The sequence below is a fragment of the Dankookia sp. GCM10030260 genome, from assembly GCF_042666655.1.
GTDB lineage: Bacteria > Pseudomonadota > Alphaproteobacteria > Acetobacterales > Acetobacteraceae > Paracraurococcus.
This window is the reverse complement of the sequence record NZ_JBHTDE010000032.1, coordinates 1-18991: the sequence shown is the minus strand read 5'-3', so window position 1 is coordinate 18991 and position 18991 is coordinate 1. Positions and strand designations below refer to the sequence as shown.

General features: G+C 67.9%; 20 protein-coding genes and 1 pseudogene. 8 read left to right on the top strand and 13 right to left on the bottom strand.

Annotated features, from left to right (window positions below):
* A partial coding sequence (locus tag ACFQS7_RS29310) for an HpcH/HpaI aldolase/citrate lyase family protein (protein WP_380070685.1) occupies positions 1-694 on the top strand: 694 nt, incomplete at its 5' end.
* 109 nt (positions 695-803) lie between these two features.
* Here ACFQS7_RS29310 and ACFQS7_RS29305 read toward each other — a convergent pair.
* The 10 genes and pseudogenes from ACFQS7_RS29305 to ACFQS7_RS29260 form a co-directional block, all read right to left on the bottom strand.
* Positions 804-1013, bottom strand: a complete 210-nt coding sequence (locus tag ACFQS7_RS29305) for a hypothetical protein (protein WP_380070684.1) — start codon at positions 1011-1013, stop codon at positions 804-806.
* 160 nt (positions 1014-1173) lie between these two features.
* Complete coding sequence (locus ACFQS7_RS29300; RefSeq protein ID WP_380070683.1) at positions 1174-1401, bottom strand: hypothetical protein; 228 nt, start codon at positions 1399-1401, stop codon at positions 1174-1176.
* 25 nt (positions 1402-1426) lie between these two features.
* Entirely contained in the window at positions 1427-1855 is a 429-nt protein-coding gene (locus ACFQS7_RS29295; protein ID WP_380070682.1) for a hypothetical protein, read from the bottom strand.
* Between the two features lie 65 nt (positions 1856-1920).
* A pseudogene (locus tag ACFQS7_RS29290) lies at positions 1921-2642 on the bottom strand (DUF2161 domain-containing phosphodiesterase).
* A gap of 195 nt (positions 2643-2837) precedes the next feature.
* The gene (gene terL, locus ACFQS7_RS29285; RefSeq protein ID WP_380070681.1) at positions 2838-4295 is read right to left on the bottom strand and encodes a phage terminase large subunit; all 1458 of its coding nucleotides are present in this window, start codon (positions 4293-4295) and stop codon (positions 2838-2840) included.
* The gene (locus ACFQS7_RS29280; RefSeq protein WP_380070680.1) at positions 4285-4656 is read right to left on the bottom strand and encodes a hypothetical protein; all 372 of its coding nucleotides are present in this window, start codon (positions 4654-4656) and stop codon (positions 4285-4287) included. The genes terL and ACFQS7_RS29280 overlap by 11 nt, the downstream gene beginning before the upstream one ends.
* Positions 4640-5905 carry a site-specific DNA-methyltransferase gene (locus tag ACFQS7_RS29275; RefSeq protein ID WP_380070679.1) on the bottom strand — a complete coding sequence of 422 codons (1266 nt, stop codon included), beginning with the start codon at positions 5903-5905 and terminating at the stop codon, positions 4640-4642. Before ACFQS7_RS29275 ends, ACFQS7_RS29280 begins: the two co-directional genes overlap by 17 nt.
* 310 nt (positions 5906-6215) lie before the next feature.
* Positions 6216-8369: a VapE domain-containing protein gene (locus ACFQS7_RS29270; RefSeq protein ID WP_380070678.1), complete on the bottom strand. Its 2154-nt coding sequence runs from the start codon at positions 8367-8369 to the stop codon at positions 6216-6218.
* A gap of 199 nt (positions 8370-8568) precedes the next feature.
* A complete protein-coding gene (locus ACFQS7_RS29265) occupies positions 8569-8793 on the bottom strand; it encodes a helix-turn-helix transcriptional regulator (RefSeq protein ID WP_380070677.1) in 225 nt (74 codons plus the stop codon).
* A gap of 110 nt (positions 8794-8903) precedes the next feature.
* Entirely contained in the window at positions 8904-10118 is a 1215-nt protein-coding gene (locus tag ACFQS7_RS29260; RefSeq protein ID WP_380070676.1) for a hypothetical protein, read from the bottom strand.
* A gap of 367 nt (positions 10119-10485) precedes the next feature.
* Between ACFQS7_RS29260 and ACFQS7_RS29255 the strand changes: the two genes are divergently transcribed.
* The 3 genes from ACFQS7_RS29255 (at position 10486) to ACFQS7_RS29245 (ending at position 12724) form a co-directional block, all read left to right on the top strand.
* Entirely contained in the window at positions 10486-10989 is a 504-nt protein-coding gene (locus ACFQS7_RS29255; protein ID WP_380070675.1) for a DUF2924 domain-containing protein, read from the top strand.
* Positions 10986-12338 carry a recombinase family protein gene (locus tag ACFQS7_RS29250; protein WP_380070674.1) on the top strand — a complete coding sequence of 451 codons (1353 nt, stop codon included), beginning with the start codon at positions 10986-10988 and terminating at the stop codon, positions 12336-12338. The genes ACFQS7_RS29255 and ACFQS7_RS29250 overlap by 4 nt, the downstream gene beginning before the upstream one ends.
* A 77-nt stretch (positions 12339-12415) precedes the next feature.
* Positions 12416-12724, top strand: a complete 309-nt coding sequence (locus ACFQS7_RS29245) for a hypothetical protein (RefSeq protein ID WP_380070687.1) — start codon at positions 12416-12418, stop codon at positions 12722-12724.
* On the opposite strand, the gene ACFQS7_RS29240 is transcribed toward ACFQS7_RS29245, so the two are convergent.
* Together ACFQS7_RS29240 and ACFQS7_RS29235 are read right to left on the bottom strand one after the other, a co-directional pair.
* Positions 12725-12811: an excalibur calcium-binding domain-containing protein gene (locus ACFQS7_RS29240; protein ID WP_380070686.1), complete on the bottom strand. Its 87-nt coding sequence runs from the start codon at positions 12809-12811 to the stop codon at positions 12725-12727. It lies immediately after the preceding gene.
* On the bottom strand, positions 12775-13245 hold the full coding sequence (locus tag ACFQS7_RS29235; protein WP_380070673.1) for a hypothetical protein: 471 nt from the start codon (positions 13243-13245) through the stop codon (positions 12775-12777). The genes ACFQS7_RS29240 and ACFQS7_RS29235 overlap by 37 nt, the downstream gene beginning before the upstream one ends.
* Positions 13246-13248: 3 nt before the next feature.
* Here ACFQS7_RS29235 and ACFQS7_RS29230 point away from each other — a divergent pair, with 3 nt between their 5' ends.
* The 3 genes from ACFQS7_RS29230 to ACFQS7_RS29220 all read left to right on the top strand — a co-directional run bounded on the left by ACFQS7_RS29230 (position 13249) and on the right by ACFQS7_RS29220 (position 17882).
* The gene (locus ACFQS7_RS29230; RefSeq protein WP_380070672.1) at positions 13249-13683 is read left to right on the top strand and encodes a hypothetical protein; all 435 of its coding nucleotides are present in this window, start codon (positions 13249-13251) and stop codon (positions 13681-13683) included.
* Positions 13680-14831: a DUF2252 family protein gene (locus ACFQS7_RS29225; protein WP_380070671.1), complete on the top strand. Its 1152-nt coding sequence runs from the start codon at positions 13680-13682 to the stop codon at positions 14829-14831. Before ACFQS7_RS29230 ends, ACFQS7_RS29225 begins: the two co-directional genes overlap by 4 nt.
* Positions 14832-15107: 276 nt before the next feature.
* Positions 15108-17882, top strand: a complete 2775-nt coding sequence (locus ACFQS7_RS29220; RefSeq protein ID WP_380070670.1) for an MHYT domain-containing protein — start codon at positions 15108-15110, stop codon at positions 17880-17882.
* A 62-nt stretch (positions 17883-17944) separates the two neighbouring features.
* On the opposite strand, the gene ACFQS7_RS29215 is transcribed toward ACFQS7_RS29220, so the two are convergent.
* The gene (locus tag ACFQS7_RS29215; RefSeq protein WP_380070669.1) at positions 17945-18283 is read right to left on the bottom strand and encodes a hypothetical protein; all 339 of its coding nucleotides are present in this window, start codon (positions 18281-18283) and stop codon (positions 17945-17947) included.
* 431 nt (positions 18284-18714) lie between these two features.
* On the opposite strand from ACFQS7_RS29215, the gene ACFQS7_RS29210 reads away from it, so the two are divergent.
* Positions 18715-18978, top strand: coding sequence for a DksA/TraR family C4-type zinc finger protein (locus ACFQS7_RS29210; protein WP_380070668.1), 264 nt, complete (start codon positions 18715-18717; stop codon positions 18976-18978).
* The last annotated feature ends 13 nt before the right edge of the window (positions 18979-18991 follow it).

The window sequence follows — 18991 nt, the reverse complement described above, 5'->3', positions numbered from 1 at the left end:
CGCCGGTGATGATCTCCATCCCGCACCCCACCCGCTGCCCTTAACGGCGCTCGAAAGAACGCCCGTAAGATCAGAAGGCAGGTTCAGACTAATCCCGGTAGGCGGCCCTCTGCGGATGGGTACGGAACTCGACCGGCTGGAGGCCGCGCAAGGGCTGCCGGCCGGCGGCATAGAGATCGTGCCTACCGCCGAGACCGCGCTCGGCGTGGTCCGGCTGGGCGACATGGCCCGGGCCAGCCCGCGGGTGAGGAGCTGCGTGCTCGGCGCCGAGGATTTGGCCGCCGACCTCGTCGCGGAGCGCGGGCCGGAGGGCGACGAGCTTGCCTATGCGCGGATGCGCTTCCTGTTGGAATGCCGCGCGGCAGGGATCGAGCCGATCGACGCTCCATACACGTACTCTGACGGGGAGGGCTGCGAGCGCGAGACCCGCCGCTCGCGGCGGCTCGGTTACCGCAGCAAGAGCACGGTCACGCCGGCGCATGTCGACGTGCTCCACCTCGTGCTCACGCCCGGACGTGAGGAGGTCGCGGCGGCGCGCCGCATCGTCACAGGGTTTGAGGAGGCGCGGTCGAAGGGGAAGGATCGGGCGCTGGTCGACGGCCTCTGGGTCGAGCCGCCGGCCTACCGCAACGCGCAGCGGCTATTGGCGCGCGCGGATCAGCTGGCGGCGGCCCACGATCGGGAGACGGGGTAAGCGCATCTCGGCTCGGTCCGGCGTCACGCGACGCAGTCCAGCTCAACAGGGGCGACCGCCGCTTCGGCTCGCGTGGTGCGGTAGCCTCCCTGGCGGCCTGGTAGGATGCCTACCCCGCCCTCTGCGCCTTCCGCACCCCGTCCAGCACCGCCTCATGCGTCGCCAGTATCCGCCGCAGCGTGGGTTTCCCTTTGTCGCTCGCCTCGGCGATGCCCTCGTGCATTTCCTCGATCCCCGTCGTCATCTGCTCGGCCAAGCCAGATAGCCGCTCCTGTAACTGCTCGCCGTCATCCTTAAGTTCGGCTGTCCAGATCGCCACGATACGAGAGAGTTCGGCGACAGCGCGGGCGGGTGGAACGCCTGCTTGCAAGAGCTTGATAAGAGGGGCCAAGTCGGCAGTAGGGGAACGGGACATGTGTAGGAAAGTAGGTAAGCGGACGGTGGATGGCTAGACGGCGAGGGGCTGCTTTGGGTCGACGTCAGACGCTTTCGGCCTCCGTCTGCACCACCCAACCGACGAAGGGCGGCTCGCCGCACTCCGAGCACCACAGCTCCCGGCAGAGCCCGATTAGATGAAGCCGGGCATCGCGCCCGGCCAGCGCGATCAGCGTCCGGCGCCGGAAGGTCCGGACACGGCAAGCGCAAGGCAGCCGCAACGCCTGATCCGTCGCCAGGTGGTCGACGGTGAAGGTGAAGGCCGGGTCCATGTCCGCCATGATGGCCGCCATGCCGCTAGCGAAGTGCCGGTGGCGGACGGCGCCGCATCACGACGTAGCCGCTCGCTGTCAGCTGCCGCACGAGCTGGGCGGCAGCCAGTTGGGAGGCATACTCGACGCCGGTCCGCCGCGCCTTACCGCGCTCGTCGAAGCGCATGGCATAGGCCAGCGAGTCCGCCACCTCGGCTGGGTCTGCCGGGCTCAAGGCGGCACCGGCCGCGTCCTCCACTACCTGCGGCGCCTGGTAGCACCCCAGCTCCCGCAGCAGGTCGGTGACGGCCCTGGCAAAAGCCTCTGCGGGCAGCGCCGGTTGCAGGCCGCGGCCCAGGCCACGCGCCTCGGCAGCGGCCTCCAGCACGGTCATGGACCGGGTAGCGATGGCGGTAGAGATCACCTCCCGCATGCGGCGGAGAACGTCGGGGCTGACCGGGCTGGGCTCGCTCATGTGGGCCAGCATGTTCTAGTTTTGTTCAGTTTGCAACCGCAGACCCGCGTCGGCGCCCCGGCGCCCTACGCGTTCTCCAGCCGAAAGGATGGATCCTCGGCCGCGCCGCTGGCTTCGGCCGCCGTCCAACGTAGCAGGCCCGCCGACCCGGCCGGCGACAGCCGGTACACGCCCCGGGCTTCTCGCTCAAACCAGCCATAGACGTTCCGGCGCAGGATCGCCGGCGCATCCGCTGCGATGGCCCGCAGGTCACGCGGACGCTTCGGCCCTGTGTGAGTACCAGAGCGCAGGCAAATGCCCGCTGTCGGTAGGCCGTCATGACAGGCTGCCGCGACGAGCCACCGACGGCCGGATCGCCGCGCCTGCGCTGGTGCTCGCTGAGCAGGAGCGATCGGCGGGACACGTTCTTCCGTGGCCGGTAGGGGCCAGGCTCGACCAGGACTTCGACAGAGCGGCGCGCCGGATCGACTGCAAGCAGGCCGAAGCCGAGCAGGCGACACAGCCGATGGACGCGGCCGTCGCGGTCCCGCCCGCGACGGGTGGCCCGCACTGCCAGCCAGACCTCGTCTGCCGCGGCCAACCGGTCGACCCCTTGCAGGATCAGGTCCAGCGTCAGGCCGAGCTTGAGCTCGGTGATGACCAGGAAAGGCGGCTCGCCGGCCCGGACGGCAACGATGTCACAGCCGCAGACCTCGCCCTTTGCCTCGTAGCCGAGCCGCTCGAGGTGTGCCTTGACCGCGGCATAGAGCGCCGTCTCGGGTGTCCGTCCAGGCTTGGTGCTTGGCATTCCGGATTCCTGACCAGAGATTCGGTAGCACAGTGCCCCAGCGCGCTTCTGACCAGGCTAGCCGGGCGAGGCCCTCCAAAATCTCGGCTACTCGATCCGACCCGCATCAGCCAGCCGCCCAGGCCCTTGCCTGCGCTGTGGGCCCCTGTTCGCCACCGAGCAACGGTCGTTGGTGGGTGGTGAACACCCCTGTCGTCAGGCGATGCGCCAGTCGGCGACGCCGAGATCCTGCCGATCGAACAGCCGCGCCCAGCTGTCCCGCGGCGCCTTGTCCTCGGGCTTGCGGGCGGTTCCCTTGATCATCTTGTCCAGCAGCTGCCCAACCAGCCCGAGCGCGTCGACCTGGTCGTCGTGCTTGCCCGCGGGGAAAGTCAGCAGCTCGGCCTCGAAGGCCTTCCGCCACGGCGCGTGCCGCAGCAGGTGCAGCCCGTCGAGTGCGAGGCGGCCGCGGATCGATTGCGCCCGCACCGACTTGTCGCCCCGGGTGGGAAAGGCGTGCCGCGCCACGTAGGCCTGACGCTCGCGCATGCGGCGCTCGAGGAAGGGGCCGATACCGGCGCGGATCTGCCCAGTCTCCTCCGCCCAGCCGATCGGCCGCCACTCGCGCACGAGATCGCAGAACGCCTCGACCCAAGCATCGGCGGCGGTCTGGCCGCGCCATAGGTCGAGCAGCCAGAGCCGGCCATCCGGGTCCATCCCCACCACCACGTGGACGGTGAAGTCGCCGCCGGCGGCAGTGACGGCGTAGTCCGAGCCGCCGTAGACCTGCAGCGTCGCCCGGTCCGGCAGGCTGTCCGCCTCACGCAGCCATTGCCGCTGGAAGTAGTCGCCGGTGTCCGGCACTGGCCGCTGCTGATAGAGCGCGGACCAGCTGCGGGTGCTGGCCTCGGCCTTCACCCGGGCGAGCGAGGCTGCGTAGCCGTAGCCATCGTCGCCCCAGAGCATCTCACCCGGAGCCCGGCCCAGCGGATCCTCGGCCTCAGCCTCGGCCGGCAAGGACACCACCCGCCATTGGCCGCCCTGCGCCTCGAGCAGCCGCCCGGACAGGTCGTCCTCGTGCCAGCGGGTCTGGACCACGACGATGGCCGCCCCGGGCCGCAGGCGGGTGCGCAGGTCGTCCTGGAACCATTCCCAGACCCTGTGCCGCCGCGCCTCGCTATCGGCCTCCTCCCTCGACTTCACCGGGTCGTCGATGAGGGCCAGGTCGGCACGCAGGCCGGTGATGACGCCACCGATGCCGGCCGCGCGGTACTCCCCGCCATTGCTGGTGGTCCAGAGGTCTTCGGCTTCCCTCTCCAGCCGGTAGCCAAGCACCAGGCCATGGGAGCGGATCCGGCCCCGCACCCGGCGGGAGAAGGTGCCGGCCAGGTCGGCGGTGTTACTGGTGGCGATGACCCGGCGGTCGCGCCCTTGGGCCAGGAACCAGGCCGGGAATAGGTCGGAGGTGTAGGTCGACTTGGCCGAGCCCGGCGGCATGAACACCATGAGCCGGTCGTGCACGCCATCGGCTACGGCCTGCAGTTCCCGGATCAGCAGCCGGTGGTGGGCGGCCGGGGCTAGACCCTGCGGCGCCAGGGTATGCTCACACCACAGCCCGAAGTCGCGGCGGATGGCCCGGCGCTGGCCGAGCTCCCAGGCCGCGTCATTCGGCATCGATGGTCAGCCGGGCGGCGCGGGCCCGGCCGATCTCCTCCATCAGCTCGTCATCGGTCATCTCCACCGCCGCCCTGGCCGAGAGCACCACCTCGTGCTTCTCGCGCCAGCCAGCCCGGGCTTTCATCCAGAAGATTGCCGCCGCGGTGTTGTCGCCGGAGGTGGCCATCTGGAACAAGGTCTGCGCCACCTTCGCCGTCGCCTCGATGGAGCCGCGGTCGAGCTCGCGGCGGAAGTGCTTGCGCAGCGTCTTGTCGTCGATCTCGATCAGGGTGGCGATGTCGGCCTGGGGTATGCCGAAACCCGACATGGCGCGCACCGTCCGGCGCTGCTCCTCGGTCGGCTCAAACGGGACCGGCATGAACGGCCTCCGGCGCCCGCTCCAGCACCACCGCGGCAAAGCTGCGCCCGTCACCGTCCAGGACCGCCGCCTGGCCGGTGAAGGCCTGCCAGCGGGACAGGGCGACGTCGACATAAGCCGGCGCCAGCTCAATGGCATGGCAGCAGCGGCCCTCCATCTCGGCGGCGATCAGGGTGGTGCCCGAGCCGCAGAACGGCTCGTAGACCGCCTGGCCCGGGCTGGAGTTGTTGCGCAGCGGCCGGGCCATGCATTCGACCGGCTTCTGGGTGCCGTGGGTGGTCTCGGCGTCCTGGCCCTTGCTGGCGATCTGCCAGAGCGTGGTCTGCTTGCGGTCCCCGCTCCAATGGCCGGTGCCGCGCACGGCGTACCAGGCTGGTTCATGCTGCCAGTGATAGTGGCCGCGGCCCATGACCAGGCGCTCCTTGGCCCAGATGATCTGGGCGCGGATCTCGAAGCCCGAGGCGGTCAGGCTCTCGGCCACTGTCGTCGCGTGCAGAGCGCCGTGCCAGACGTAGGCCACATCGCCGGGGAACAGCGCCCAGGCCGCCCGCCAGTCCGCCCGGTCGTCGTTGAGCACCTTCCCGACCCGAGTGGTCTTGCCGCCGGCCAAGGCGGCGTTGCGCCAGGCGGGGTCGTACTCGACGCCATACGGCGGATCGGTGACCATCAGGTGCGGCTGAACCCCGGCCAGCACGGCCGCCACCGCCGCCGCGTCGGTGCTGTCGCCACAGAGCAGGGAGTGCCGTCCCAACCGCCAGAGGTCACCCGGGCGGCTGACCGGGGTGACCGGCACCTCCGGCACAGCATCCGGGTCGGTCAGGCCGGCGGCGGGACCGAGCAGGAACCCGGCGATCTCGCCCGGGTCGAAGCCGGTCAGCGCCAGGTCGAAGCCCTCAGCCTGCAGGTCACCGAGCTCGATCCGCAGCAGGTCATCGTCCCAGCCGGCCGAGAGCGCCAGGCGGTTGTCGGCCAGCACGTAGGCCCGGCGCTGCGCCGGGGTCAGGTGGCTCAGCGCGATGGTCGGCACCTCGGTCAGGCCGAGTTGGCGGGCCGCCAGCAGCCGACCGTGGCCGGCGATGACGCCGCGCTCGCCGTCAATCAGGATTGGGTTGGTGAAGCCGAACTCGCGGATCGAGGCGGCGATTTGCGCGACTTGGGCGTCGGAGTGGGTCCGGGCATTGCGAGCATAGGGGACAAGGTCGGCGACGCGGGCCAGGTGGTAGGCGGGAAGGTTCGGCGTGCCGCCCATGACGAGGCTCCCGGCGGCGCTGAGATCAGCGCGGCGCTGGCGAGAGAATACCGGAGCGGGATTCATGACTGCAACGCGACATGCTTTCGCTCGGCTACGCTGCTCTACGGCAAAGGAACCCGGCGACCAGGGCAGTGAAGCTCGGGCGAGGGCGAGACGGCACTTGTAGGCCGGGAAATGCTCGGCTGCGGGAGGGGCACCGGTCCGCCCCCGTGTGACGCACGTGACGCAGGTGACGCCCTTTCCTTATATGATCCCTATAGCACTACATCTCGCCAAACCAATCAGTAGAGGAGTGCGTCACAGTGCGTCATGCGTCACGTCGCGTGTTTGGAGCATGCCAAGGTCTTGCATCCCGCCGCCGTTCTCCTCGGGCCCACCCGAGCCGTTGCAGTACTGCTGTGATGCGCCGCTGATCTGCAGTTCCCACCTTTGGCACATCCATGCGCAATCCTTGTTGCGCCACCTCGAGCACGGTCGTTGTTGATCGACCTACGACGAACTGGCCAATGGCCTCTTCCCAGGCATCCTCTTCGAACCGAGCCTCTTGTTCAGGCGTGATGTGGCTTTCCTCAAACTTGGCGTCGGGCCACCACGCAGCTCCATCTCGGAAGCGGCGGACCGCCTCGGCGAAGAGTTGGTCGCGGTCATGCTGCAGCCCCACTATGTCAATGCTGCTGATCCGCACTGGCCAAAATCGACGCCCACCAGTCTCGTCGCGCAGATAGGTCTCTCTATTGGTCGTGCCGATAAAGACGCACTGGCGAGGCTCAACGACCTCGCGGCGACCGTAGCTGGGCCGGTAGCGCTCCATTGGTCGAGTGATGAACGCCTTGAGCGCCGCCGCCTCTGCCTTATCCAGCGCCGAAAGCTCGGCCACCTCGATCAGCCACTTACCGTTGAGATGCTGCGATACGTCCTTGCCGCCGCGGATATCCGGCAAGTTGTCAGAAAACCAACCCGCCCCGAGGATGCCGCATGCAGTCGACTTTCGTGTCCCTTGAGGCCCTTCCAGGACCAGCATGTAGTCAGCTTTGCAGCCAGGTCGGTAGACGCGAGCCACCATGGCAATCAGGAACATGGTGCCGATACCGGTAGCGTACTTCCCGGGCGCAACACCAAGGTAGGTATGCAGCCACCTGCCAAGACGAGGCACTCCGTCCCAACGAAGCCCGTCGAGATATTCACGGACTGGATGAAAGCTTCGCTCCCGGGCCCGCAGGTCCACGGCCTGATGAGCTGTATCCTTCGACAATCCAACTAAGCCGGCCAGCTGCAGCCACTCCTGAACGGCCGTGACGTCCGTATCTCGAAGCGGCCGAGGACATTGGTCGTCGGTGTCATTCGTGCCCGGCACTGCTCGTTGAAGCAGCGCAGCACGAAGCATCTCGTCATAGGCCACCAGCCCTGCCAATTCTGGAGCCTCCCGAAGCGCCAGCATGGCATTAGCCAGATTCGGTCGCGGCTGGTCTCTGCCGTCGCGCTGACAACGACTGAGCCATTCGAATTGATGAGGCGGACCGGGGGGCCGCCGCCCCGCATCGCGCGCCGCCGCCTCCTTGGCGTAGATATCGTCCAGGCAGCGGTCAATGTCAGCGCGGCGTGCCTCCCAGCGGGCATCGCGATCGGGCGTGAGCACCGCGTCCATTGCCTCGACGAGCCGCGCCCGCGCCGCCATGTAAGACACTCCATCGCGTGCCCACTTACCCAGCAGCCGCAGCGACGCTGCGTGGTAGGATTTGCCTTGTGCAATCTCCTCCAGCAATTCAGCTTCGTTGAGGGGGCCTGGCCGCGGTATCCGGCTGCCTTTGGCCCGAGCTTGGTCTCTGGTGTTCGCCTTGCCCTGCCAAATTGAATCCAGTTCATCCAGAAGGTCGATCGGCATTCCCTCAACGAGGGCGACCTGCGGTGCGGCATCGGTTCCGACGCTGCCGTAGTAGTAGCTCTGTGACAGGGTCCAACTCTCAACGCTGAATTGGCCCTGGAATAGGCCATTGAGGCGGCCGAACAATTTGTTGCGCTGTCCTGGCGACAAGTTTCTCGAGGTCGGGCAGAGCACCCGCCATCGCGGCGCATTCTCACGATGGCTCGGCGAGGTGTAGACGAGGGCCAGGACGTTGGCCTTCTCAAGTCGCTCGACGGCCTCGGCGAAGTGCGTCACGCCGCCATCGTAGTCAGCCTCGATTCCGGAAATCGCCAGAACATTTTCATCATGTCGGAGGCAACCCTTGGAAGTCCGGCGGTCGCCAAATCGGGCAAGCTTGAGCCAGGGCAATTGTGCCTTAGCCGGCGCGCTGGTCCGGCGAACCAGCTCGGCCAACCGAGGCAGTGTGAAGGCCTCCTCCCGCTTGTTGATAGCGGAGTAGTCCCCGAAGAAGGTCACTGCGAAGGCACCCGGCAGATCCGGCGCCGCACAGCTGCTCGCCGACGGTTCGTCCGGCGCGCCCCTGGTTTCGGCGTTCATCGTCGGCCTCTACCGCGGCATAGCAGTTCGCGGCGCCAAGCCTCTAGCAGCGCAAGGCCGAGCGCCCCAACCGGATCGTGGGCTGGCCGCGCCTGAACGAGGGCAACCGGCTGATCCTGGCGCCGCGGCTCATGCCAGCAGCGCTGGAACGCTGGATTTCGATCTGGGTCGCTCATCGCGGCCGCCGCCGCAGCGTCCCTCACCGAGCACCGCCGCGACGTTGTGCCGTTTCGTGCGCCTCGACGTCTTCAAGCCGATAGGCAACACGGCCGCCGAGCTTGAGATAGGCCGGGCCCTTCCCGAGCCAGCGCCAACGCTCGAGGGTTCTAGGAGAAAGATTCCAGCGCAGCGCCAGTTCGAGCTGCTGGAGGTGACGTCTGTGACGCTCACCGTCAGCGAATTTCTGCGAGACTCTGACCGACATTGGCATGTTCCATGACGAGGTAAATCGCCGTCATGGAGGAGCAGCTTGCGGGCATGATCCAACGGCATGATTCAATCTTTGAATCATGGGTTCATGCCTTTGGATCGTGCCTACAAACCCCGGTACCTCGATCGAAGTGAATTCTCGATCGATCCAGCCGTGGGGCAATGATGCGACGGAGCCTTCTCCGCAATCCAGTCCGCCAGCCACTTCGCCTCGCCGGTAAGGTCAGGCAGCAGTTTGCCAGTGGCTGCTCGGTGTTCCATCTTCCGCTTGATCAAAGGCATCAGCGACACTTTGCCAGGCGCTATCAGCTTCGCGTCCGGCCCCTCGACGACACGCCGCGCGTGCTCTTCCAGCAACACAAGGATTGTTTCATCGTCGAGGTCGGCGACGTCCTCGGGACGGATGATGCGCTGGCTCGGGGTGATCAGGGACGGCTCAGCTCGAGGCTGCGTAGCGCAGCTCGCTTCTGCCTGGTCGAGGGAGCAGGTCAAAGCGACGTAGCGGCTCCCGGCGATGGTCAGGGTACCAGCTTTGAGGTCAAAGTTGAAGTCAGCAGCCCAGGTCGATGGGATTGGTTCGCGCTCCGTCCGCCGCTCAGGTTGCATCTGCACGCCCTGCAGGTAGACTTCGCCACGCTCGATGCGCCGTATCATATCCCGGGCCAGATCCGCCCAGAGACGGCCGAGTTGCTCAGATGCACTCGAAAAAGCGGAGCGGCTGAGCTTGCCTCCGCCATTCCCCGCTGTACCAAGGGTAGGGTAGTCGAAGCTCCGCAACTCGGCGCGGCTGAAGAAGCCCTCGTTCCGGCGGATCTCGCAGAGAATTTTCGGGTCGCACCAGGTCACGAGCGCGTCCCAGAGAGGCAACCGACGCGGCGTTCCTTCATCAGCAGTCGCGGATGGGGGCGGCCCAAGTATGCCCTGGACGTCCGCGTACACACGACCGGCAATGTCGACGGTGTTAGCCACGGGATCAATTGCGACTCTTGTGCCCAGCGCAAGCGTGATCACCACGGGCGATGCGGGCGACTCGGGCTGCATCAGCCGCCCCTGGAGATGGAATTCACCGCGCCGGATTCGGCAGCTAAGGTCTTCCGCCAGAACCACGGTTGCGCGGGCCAGCTCAAATTGCGCTCGGACCGTAGCGGCATTGCGCTTCGTCGCCTCAGCCGCGGCTGCCCCCTCGGTTGCCGTCGTGGTCAAACCGTCAGACGTGGCATTCTCCTCTTGCAGTTTTTCAACTGCTTGGAGCGCGCGACGCAGGTCATCCGCCATGCCCGGGCTGCAAAGCCCGTGCAGCACGGTGGTGAACGGGACCATGACGGGGGGCTCAGGCGTCATGGCGGGCGCTGGAAGACTCGGTCATGACCGCAGAGAATACGTCGGGTGCCGCGTTCGCTCCAGGCGGCCACCGCTCCCCGGTAGGAACCGGGACCAAACCTGCTCGTGCGACCACCGCATCGCGCGGCGCATCGGTTACATCGGCTGCCGAACCTTCCCTTTCACACCTTCCCCCTCACCTCCGCGAGGTCTGCACCATCCTGGCGATCGGTCTTGTGCGGCTTCGTCGCCGCACTGCCGAGGACTTCGCCCGGGATGCCGCCCAGGCTGCGGGTGACGGAGAGAGTTCGCTACACTTCACCGCCCGCCAGAGCGTGCATGCGGACCCCTTGGAGAGGGCCTCCGCATGACCCGACGCCGACCCGTGATCGTGCCTGTACCGACCACACCGGTCATCCCCGCCATTCCGCCCGCGCAGGTGCTGCCGCGCCTCGCTGCGCTCCAGACCACCCCGATCGCTGACCTGAAGCAGCAGTGGCGCGAGCTGTTCGGCAAAGAGCCGCCGCCCTTCAACAAGGCCTACATCCAGAGCCGGCTGGCCTACCGCATCCAGGAGCTGGCCTATGGCGGCCTGAAGGCCGAGACCCGGGTCAGGCTGGAGGCGCTCGGGGAGCAACTCGACGGCGGCAACGTCGTCCTCCGCCGCATCCGGGCCGACAGCCGCCCGCTGCCCGGCACGCGGCTGATCCGGGAGTACGATCGGGTCCAGCACGTGGTCACCGTCCGCGCCGACGACTTCGAGTTCGAGGGCCGGCCCTACCGGTCCCTCTCGGCCATCGCTCGGCACATCACCGGCACGCGCTGGAATGGATGGACCTTCTTCGGTCTGAAAGGGAGGGCCGAGCTATGAGCCGCAAGAAGCTGCCCGAGCCGGCCATGCCCGCCGCGGTCAAGAAGCTCCGCTGCGCGGTCTACACCCGCAAGAGCACCGACGAGGGACTGGAGAAGGAGTTCAACACCCTGGACGCCCAGCGCGACGCCTGCGAGGCCTACGTGGCCTCCCAGCGGGCCGAGGGGTGGGTCCTAGTGCGCGACCACTACGACGATGGCGGCTTCTCGGGCGGCACCCTGGAGCGGCCGGCGCTGCGGCGCCTGCTGGTCGACATTGAGCAGGGCCGAATCGACATCATCGTGGTCTACAAAATTGACAGGCTGAGCCGCTCCCTTATGGACTTCGCCAAGCTGGTCGAGACCATGGAGGCACACGGCGTCACCTTCGTCTCGGTTACGCAGTCTTTCAACACGACGACCAGCATGGGACGGCTAACGCTGAACATCCTGCTCAGCTTCGCGCAGTTCGAGCGCGAGGTGATCGGCGAGCGGATCCGGGACAAGTTCGCCGCCTCCCGCGCGCGCGGCATGTGGATGGGGGGCAAGGTGCCGCTTGGCTACGATGTGCGGGATCGGAAGCTGATCATCAACGAGGACGGCGTCGCCCGGGTGCGCCGGGTGTTTGAGCTGTTTGTCGAGACCGGCTCCGGGACCGAGACGGCGCGGCGGCTCCAGGCGGAGGGTGTGACCAGCCGGTCTGGCCGGCTGCTGGACAAAGGCGACGTCTACAAGCTGCTGAACCTGCGGACCTACGTCGGCGAGGTTTCGCACAAGGGACAGGTCTTTCTCGGCGAACACCAGGGGATCGTGCCGCGGGAGCTGTGGGACCAGGCACATGCCGTCATGAAGGTCAGCCCGCGCGTGCGCGCCAACCAGAACCGGGCGCAGACGCCGGCGCTGCTGAAGGGGCTGATCTTCGGGGTAGATGGCCGGGCGCTTTCCCCTACGCACGCCCGGAAGAACGGTCGGCTCTACCGCTATTACGTGGCGCAGCGAGTCCTGAAGGTTGATGCGGCCGGCGACGACAGCATCGTGCGGCGGGTGTCAGCGGCGGAGATCGAGGCGGCGGTGGTGGATCAGGTGCGGGCGCTGCTGCGGCAGCCGGAGATCGTGGTTGGGACCTGGCGGGCGGCGCGTAGGGAGGCGCCGGACCTGACGGAGGGCGAGACGCGGGACGCGCTGGTCCGGCTCGACCCCTTGTGGGAGCAGTTATTTCCAGCCGAGCAGGCACGGATCGTGCGGGCGCTGGTGGAGCGGGTGGTGGTCGGGCCGGCCGGTGCTGACATCCGACTGCGCGTCGAGGGCTTGGCCAGCCTTGTCCGGGACCTGATCGCCATCGCGCCCAGCACGCTTATGGCGGCAGCATGAGCATAGCGACCAGCATTACGGTCTGGGTACCGCTGACAGTCAGGCGCCGGCCAGGGCGGAAGACGGTGGTGACGCCGATGACCGATGGCGCGGCGCCGATCACCACGCGCGCCGACCCTGCGCTGGTGAAAGCGCTGGCGCGGGCATTCAGGTATCAGCGGATGCTGGACGAGGGACGATACGCCACCATCACCGAGATGGCAGCGGCGGAGCGAATCGAGCGTGGCTACCTGGGTAGCCTGCTGCGGCTGACCTTGCTCGCGCCAGATATCGTTGAGGCGATCCTGGATGGACGGGCCTCGTTGAGGGCTACACTACCCGCCCTGCTTGAGCCCTTTGCCGAGATCTGGACAGGGCAGCGTGACTTGCTGCGCCCGGATAGCTGATCAACGACGAATGGGCAGAGGCTCGCAAGCCAACCCATCAAGGTCCGCGTCTAGCATGGTGCGGTAGCCTGGGTTCCCACAAGGAATGTTGTAATAGCCTGCTGCGTGCGCTTCTGTGCAGTTAGGAAATAGATCAGTTGGGTCAGGTTTGGAATCGGTGCGGGCGACAGTTGGCTAATAACGACAAGCGCCACGCCAATTATCAACATCGGAACAATTGGCAGAAGATAGAATCTCCATCTGCGCACACGACGGCGTCGCTCGACTTCAATGACGTGTCGCGCGTGTATTTTTGCCTTCCGTCTTCGTTCGGCTTCGTCCCCGAAATGCATTCCGCTAGCGCTGCCTTTTTGCCTGTACGGCTTGCGACGTCGCATGATGGCATCACTGGCGGCGACAACATAGCAGCGTTCCAGGGCGGTTGAACGATGCGCTGTCAGCGTTGCAATCGCCGTCAAACCACCGATACGCTCATCACTGGATGGCCGGATCGGCTGACCATCCGGGGAGTGTCGGTGCACGCAATGAGGGAAGCCGATTGCAAGGCGCGCAACGCGCAGCGGCTGACGGAATGCCACCCGACCTTCGTCACAAGCCTCACGCGCGTCATCACGCGGCTTCATGGCGTCGAGATACGGCCACGCATAGAGGACGCTTGGCGATCGGCGCAGAGCCAGCTGACGGCGTTCCTGAACGGCAACATCGAGGCGAAGTTCGGCTTCTACAACATGACGGACGCCGACGGCCGGAAGGAGTCGCTGGCCGTCGACCAGCTTGACGACGATGCGCCGCCGGCTTCCGGCGCGCCCTATGTGCTGCGCCTGGCCGCGCCGGCGGCGAAAGGCCTGGCCACCGGGGCGCTGTGTGGGCTGCCAGCGAAGCTCAAGTCTGGCGCCGCAGCTGCTATCGCGGCCGGTGACTTCGATGCGCCGGTCAAGATCGGGAAGCGCCCGACGTGACCGGCATCGTCGCCGCCACAGAGGCAAACGAGGCCTGGCTGCGGGGTCAACTCGGCGCGGAAACCGTCGAGGCCGACCTGCGCGAACGTCGGCGCAAGATGGCGAAGGATGCCTTCACCTTCCTTCGCGCCACCTATTGGCGCTGGGTGAAGGTGCTGCCAGCGGTCTGGCGGCCAGTGGCCCCTGGGAGCGTCGTGCTCGCCGTCGGCGACATTCATCTCGAGAATTTCGGCACTTGGCGCGACACCGAGGGGCGGCTGGCTTGGGGTGTGAACGATTTCGACGAGGCGGCCGAGATGCCATGGCCGCTCGACCTGCTGCGCCTCGCGACCAGCGCGCACCTCGCCGTGACAGATGCAGCCGCCGCCGAAGCCGGCGCCTCGGCGCGGGCCGCCGCGATCATGGCCGGCTATGTCGAAGGGCTGATGGCGCCCGCGCCGATCGTGCTCGACCTCGACTTCGCCTGGCTACGCGCGGCGGTCATGGCCGAGCGCAGCGAGGATGCCTGGCGTCTAGCCGAGGACACGCGCAGCGCATTCTGGCACAAAATGTCCGCGCCCGCGGGGAACTTCGGCGCGCCCCCGCCGCGCCTCCGCGCGGCACTTGAGGCGGCGATGCCGGCGGGTGCGGTGTCGGTGGGCCTGTGGCCGCGCAGCGCGGGGGCAGGCAGCCTCGGCCGCCCGCGCTGGGTGATGCGCGCGACCTGGCACGGCGGGCCGGTTCTGCGCGAAGCCAAGGCGATGCTGCCCTCAGCCTGGGCGGCCGCGCATGCGGGCACACCGCTGGTGTGCCGCGCGGCGGAGGCGGCGCACGGCGCCCACCGGGCCACCGACCCCTGCCTCACCTTCCGCGACGGCGTGGCGGTGCGGCGCCTGTCGCCCAACAACGCGAAGTTCGAGGTGGACGAGCATCCCGAGTTGCTGCTCTCGGCAGACATGCTGCGCGCCATGGGACGCGACATCGCCGGCGTGCATGCCGCAACCGCCGGTGCGGCGGCTGCTATCCTCGACGAGATCGCAGCCGGCGCGCCGCTCGATGCCGCGGGCGCGGCTCTGGCGGGGGGCGCGATGGCGCTGGCGCGCGCCATCCAGGAGGACCAAGTCGCGGTACCGCCCGAATGGCGCAAGAAAAAGAGGGACGGCGGCTGAGTGACCGCTCAGGCTGCCAGAGCCGGCGGGGTCTTCGCCAGCGCCTCCTCGATCATCGGCACTCTACCGCTACTACGTGGCGCAGCGGGTCCTGAAGGGCGACGCCGCCGGCCACGACAGCATCGTGCGCCGGGTATCGGCGGCGGAGATCGAGGCGGCGGTGGTGGACCAAGTGCGGGCGCTGCTACGGCAGCCGGAGATCGTGGTCGGCACCTGGCGACCCCGTGCATTCCAGCGGCGCCCTTGCTTGGGCTCTCTTGAGAGGACTACAGCCACGTGATCGGCCTTCCGTTGGCAGTTAGCCACGACCCACTCCTGGTGGCCCTGTCCGTCGTGGTCGCAATGGCAGCTTCCTTCGCGGCGCTGGACCTGGCCGGGCGCGTGCGCGCCTCAGCGGGCCGCCGGGCTGGCGGCGTCTGGCTCGCCACCGCCGCACTCGCATTGGGCGGGGGGATCTGGTCCATGCACTTCGTGGGAATGCTCGCCCTCAGCCTGCCGGTTCCGGTGGGCCATGATCCCAGCCTGACTGCCCTCTCCCTCGCCGTCGCGGTTCTGTTCACCGGCCTCGGCTTCGCGGCGGCCCGGCGGCGCGGCGGCCGCGGGCTCGACCTGGCGCTCGGCGGCCTGCTGATGGGCTGCGGCATCGCGGCCATGCACTACACCGGCATGGCGGCCATGCGGGTGTCGGCCGATCTGCAATACGACCCTGCGCTCGTCGGCGCCTCGGTGCTGATCGCGGTCGGCGCCGCCACGGCGGCCCTCTGGCTCTCACGCCGCGACGCCACGCCGGTGCGGCGCGTCGGGGCCGCGGTGATCATGGGGCTGGCGATCGCGGGCATGCACTACACCGGCATGGCGGCGGCAGCCTGGGCCCCGCACGCAGGGACCTCCGTCGCGGACAGAGCGCACCTTGGCCATGCGGGCCTCGCGCTTGGCGTGGCAGCCGTGACCTTCCTGGTCCTGCTCCTCGCCCTCGCCGCCGCCTCCATTGACCGGCGGATCGCGGCGCTGGCGGAGCGCGAGGCGAGGGTCGCGCTGGCCGAGAGCGAGGCGCGATTCCGTGCCGTTGTCGAGCAGGCCGGCACCGGCATTGCCCAGGCTGATCAGCACGGGCGTTTTGTCCTGGTCAACGACCGGTACTGCGAAATCGTCGGACGGTCGCGAGAGGAGCTGCTCGACGGCCTGCGCATGCAGGACATCACTCATCCCCTCGACCTGACTGCAAACTTGCCGGCCTTCGCGCGGACGGTGCGCGACGGCACCCCCTTCTCGATCGAAAAGCGTTACCTCCACCCCGACGGCGCGGAGGTCTGGGTCCACAACAGTGTCGCGCCGGTACGCGACGACGAGGGCCGCGTGCTCGCGGTGGTTGCCGTGGCGCAGGACGTGACCGCGCGGCGCGCGGCCGAGGCGGCGCTGCGGGAGAGCGAGGCGCGGCTGCGCGACCTGCTGGCCACGCTGGACCTTGGCGCCTCCATGGCGCGCGATCTCGACGGCAACATCCGCTACTGGTCGGCCGGATGCGAGCGGCTTTATGGCTGGGCCGCAGCGGAGGCGGTTGACCGGAGCGCGCATGTGCTTCTCCAAACCGTCTTCCCGGTGCCACCTGGCGAGATCGCGGCGGCGCTGGAGTGCGATGGGGAGTGGACCGGCGATCTTCTGCAGCGGACCCGAGACGGGGCCGAGATCGTCGTCGCTGCCCGGAAGGCGCTGCGGCGCGGACCGGACGGGGCGCCGGCGGCGGTGCTCGAAGCCCTGACAGACGTGACCGCGCAGCGACGGGCAGAGGCCGCGCTTTCCCTGCAGCGCACCGAGCTCGAGCGCATCGTCGAGGAGCGCACGGCCGCCTTGCTGCGGGCCGCAGAGGAGCGCCGGAAGGCGGAGGATGCGGCGCGACAGGCGGAGAAGCTTGCCGCGCTCGGCGAGCTCACCGGGGGCGTCGCGCACGACTTCGGCAACCTCCTGCAGGTGGTCACCAGCGGCGCTTCACTGCTTAAGCGTTCTTCCCTGCCGGAGGCGAAGCGTGCCGAGATCCTGGAGGGCATCATCCAGGCAGGCGGAAGCGCGCGCGAGCTAACCAGCCGCCTGCTCGCCTTCGCCCGGAAGCAGACCTTGCGGCCGGAGGTGATCGATGTTGGCGCGCGCCTTGCAGGATTGTCGGGGCTGCTGCGCCAGACGCTCGGCTCCGGCATCCGGGTGGACACTGATCTCGCCGCCGATCTCTGGCCGGTACGCGTCGATCCCGGCCAGCTCGAAGCCGCGCTCCTGAACCTTGCCGTGAACGCCCGCGACGCCATGCCGAGTGGGGGCACGCTCACCATCCAGGCGCGCAACGTGGAACTGTGCGCGGCCGCAGAGCGCGCGGCCGGCCAATACGTGTCCATCGCCGTCAAAGATACCGGCGAGGGCATGCCGCCACACATCCTCTCCCGGGTGCTGGAGCCGTTCTTCACCACCAAGGGGCCAGGCCGCGGCACTGGCCTCGGCCTGCCGCAGGTGCACGGCTTCGCCAGGCAGTCGGGTGGCGACCTGCGGATCGAGAGCGAGCCGGGGCGTGGCACGGCGGTGTTCTTCCACCTGCCACGCGCCACCACCGTCCTGGGCGGGGCGCAGAGCGGGATCGCGGGCGCGCGGGAAGAGGAGCCCGGCGTTCTGCAAGGCATCGGTCGAACGGTGATGGTGGTCGACGACAACCCGGATGTGGCCGCCTTCGCCTGCGACCTCCTGGAGGAGCTAGGCTACGCCACACGGCGCGCCGGCGAAGCGGCCGAGGCACTGGCGATGCTGGCGGCCGGGGAGGCGGTGGACGCGGTCTTTTCGGACGTGGTGATGCCGGGGAGCTTGGATGGTATTGAGCTGGCCGCTGAGCTGCGCTCCTCCTTTCCAAGGGTCGCTGTAGTTCTCGCCACTGGCTACAGCGAGCGGCTCGCGCGCGGCGGCGCGCCGGAGGATGTGGAGACGCTTCTCAAGCCTTACCGCCCGGATGAACTGGCTGCCGCACTTGAGCGCGCACTGATGCGAAGCGGGGGGACGTTGGAGGCGACGGGATGAGCCACAGGGTCGTCGTGTAGCTGTTGTGCCCGCCGGGCATGCGCGCGAGTGGCGTCTTGGCGTCACCGGGATTGAGCTACCTTGTTGCGGGATCGCCTTCCCGCGGTGATCTGCGCCAGCGTCACCGGCTTGAAATTCCAAGCATCAACGCCGACATCGGTCTGCCGCAGCAGAGGCACCAGTCGGCCGTGGCTATGGCCATGTAGGTTCAGCCAGCCCCGACTCATGTTGCGCAAGGTGCGGAAGGGGTAGTGGCAGAGCACAAGACCGAAGCCGTTGCTTTCGATCTCGGCATAGGGTCGGACGCTGGACCACCCGGCTAGACCACTCCTGGCCGGCGGATCGTTGTTGCCGGTGATGAGGTGTTTGCGGCCGTGAAGCCGGCCAAGTAGGTCCGCCATCGCGGTCTCCGCCATACCGAGGGCGAAATCGCCGAGGTGCTAAACCTCATCCTCGGGTCCCACGGTCGCGTTCCAGCGGTCCAGCATGGCCGCGTCCATCTCTGCCACTGATGCGAATGGCCGGCGATATAGGCCCCGTGCTCCGGCATGGCCGAAGTGGGTGTCGCTGGTGAAGAAGACCGCCATGTCGCCATCCGATCCGCTCAGCCGCTGCAGTGTAGCGGATCTGGCTGTCGGCGGTTCTGGGTCGCACTGACGTCGATTGGGGCCGAGATTCGCGCTGCCAGATTCTATTGCCGGGCGATCGACAGCACTGGTCTTGGCCTTGGGCATTCGTCCGGCGAGAGCGCCAGTTTTCAGGCCAGGGCCACTTTGTCCGTGACGCCCTCAACCCCATTTCTGGTGGGATCAAACCGAGAGGAACAACGGACATGGCGACGGGCTGGGCGCCAGAAGGCGCCGTGCAGGATCAGATTGACGACACGATCATGGACGGCGTCCTTCGAGCGAGGGCGTCGATGCCGGTGGGCGTGAGCCAGACGCATTGCGATGAGTGCGGCGAGGAAATTCCGGAAGCGCGACGGCTGGCGATCCGAGGCGTTCGGACCTGCGTACCTTGTCAGTCGGAGCGTGACCGCAGGCCTGTTAGTTTCGGCATAAACCGTCGAGGCAGCAAGGACAGCCAGCTGAAGTAGCGTCGCCTTCTGG

Coding starts and splice junctions, on each gene's coding strand:
- ACFQS7_RS29300 (WP_380070683.1), bottom strand. CDS start 1,401: ATGGACCCGGCCTTCACCTTCACCGTCGACCACCTGGCGACGGATCAG.
- ACFQS7_RS29295 (WP_380070682.1), bottom strand. CDS start 1,855: ATGAGCGAGCCCAGCCCGGTCAGCCCCGACGTTCTCCGCCGCATGCGG.
- terL (WP_380070681.1), bottom strand. CDS start 4,295: ATGCCGAATGACGCGGCCTGGGAGCTCGGCCAGCGCCGGGCCATCCGC.
- ACFQS7_RS29280 (WP_380070680.1), bottom strand. CDS start 4,656: ATGCCGGTCCCGTTTGAGCCGACCGAGGAGCAGCGCCGGACGGTGCGC.
- ACFQS7_RS29275 (WP_380070679.1), bottom strand. CDS start 5,905: ATGGGCGGCACGCCGAACCTTCCCGCCTACCACCTGGCCCGCGTCGCC.
- ACFQS7_RS29270 (WP_380070678.1), bottom strand. CDS start 8,369: ATGAACGCCGAAACCAGGGGCGCGCCGGACGAACCGTCGGCGAGCAGC.
- ACFQS7_RS29265 (WP_380070677.1), bottom strand. CDS start 8,793: ATGTCGGTCAGAGTCTCGCAGAAATTCGCTGACGGTGAGCGTCACAGA.
- ACFQS7_RS29260 (WP_380070676.1), bottom strand. CDS start 10,118: ATGGTCCCGTTCACCACCGTGCTGCACGGGCTTTGCAGCCCGGGCATG.
- ACFQS7_RS29255 (WP_380070675.1), top strand. CDS start 10,486: ATGACCCGACGCCGACCCGTGATCGTGCCTGTACCGACCACACCGGTC.
- ACFQS7_RS29250 (WP_380070674.1), top strand. CDS start 10,986: ATGAGCCGCAAGAAGCTGCCCGAGCCGGCCATGCCCGCCGCGGTCAAG.
- ACFQS7_RS29245 (WP_380070687.1), top strand. CDS start 12,416: ATGACCGATGGCGCGGCGCCGATCACCACGCGCGCCGACCCTGCGCTG.
- ACFQS7_RS29230 (WP_380070672.1), top strand. CDS start 13,249: ATGAGGGAAGCCGATTGCAAGGCGCGCAACGCGCAGCGGCTGACGGAA.
- ACFQS7_RS29215 (WP_380070669.1), bottom strand. CDS start 18,283: ATGGCGGACCTACTTGGCCGGCTTCACGGCCGCAAACACCTCATCACC.
- ACFQS7_RS29210 (WP_380070668.1), top strand. CDS start 18,715: ATGGCGACGGGCTGGGCGCCAGAAGGCGCCGTGCAGGATCAGATTGAC.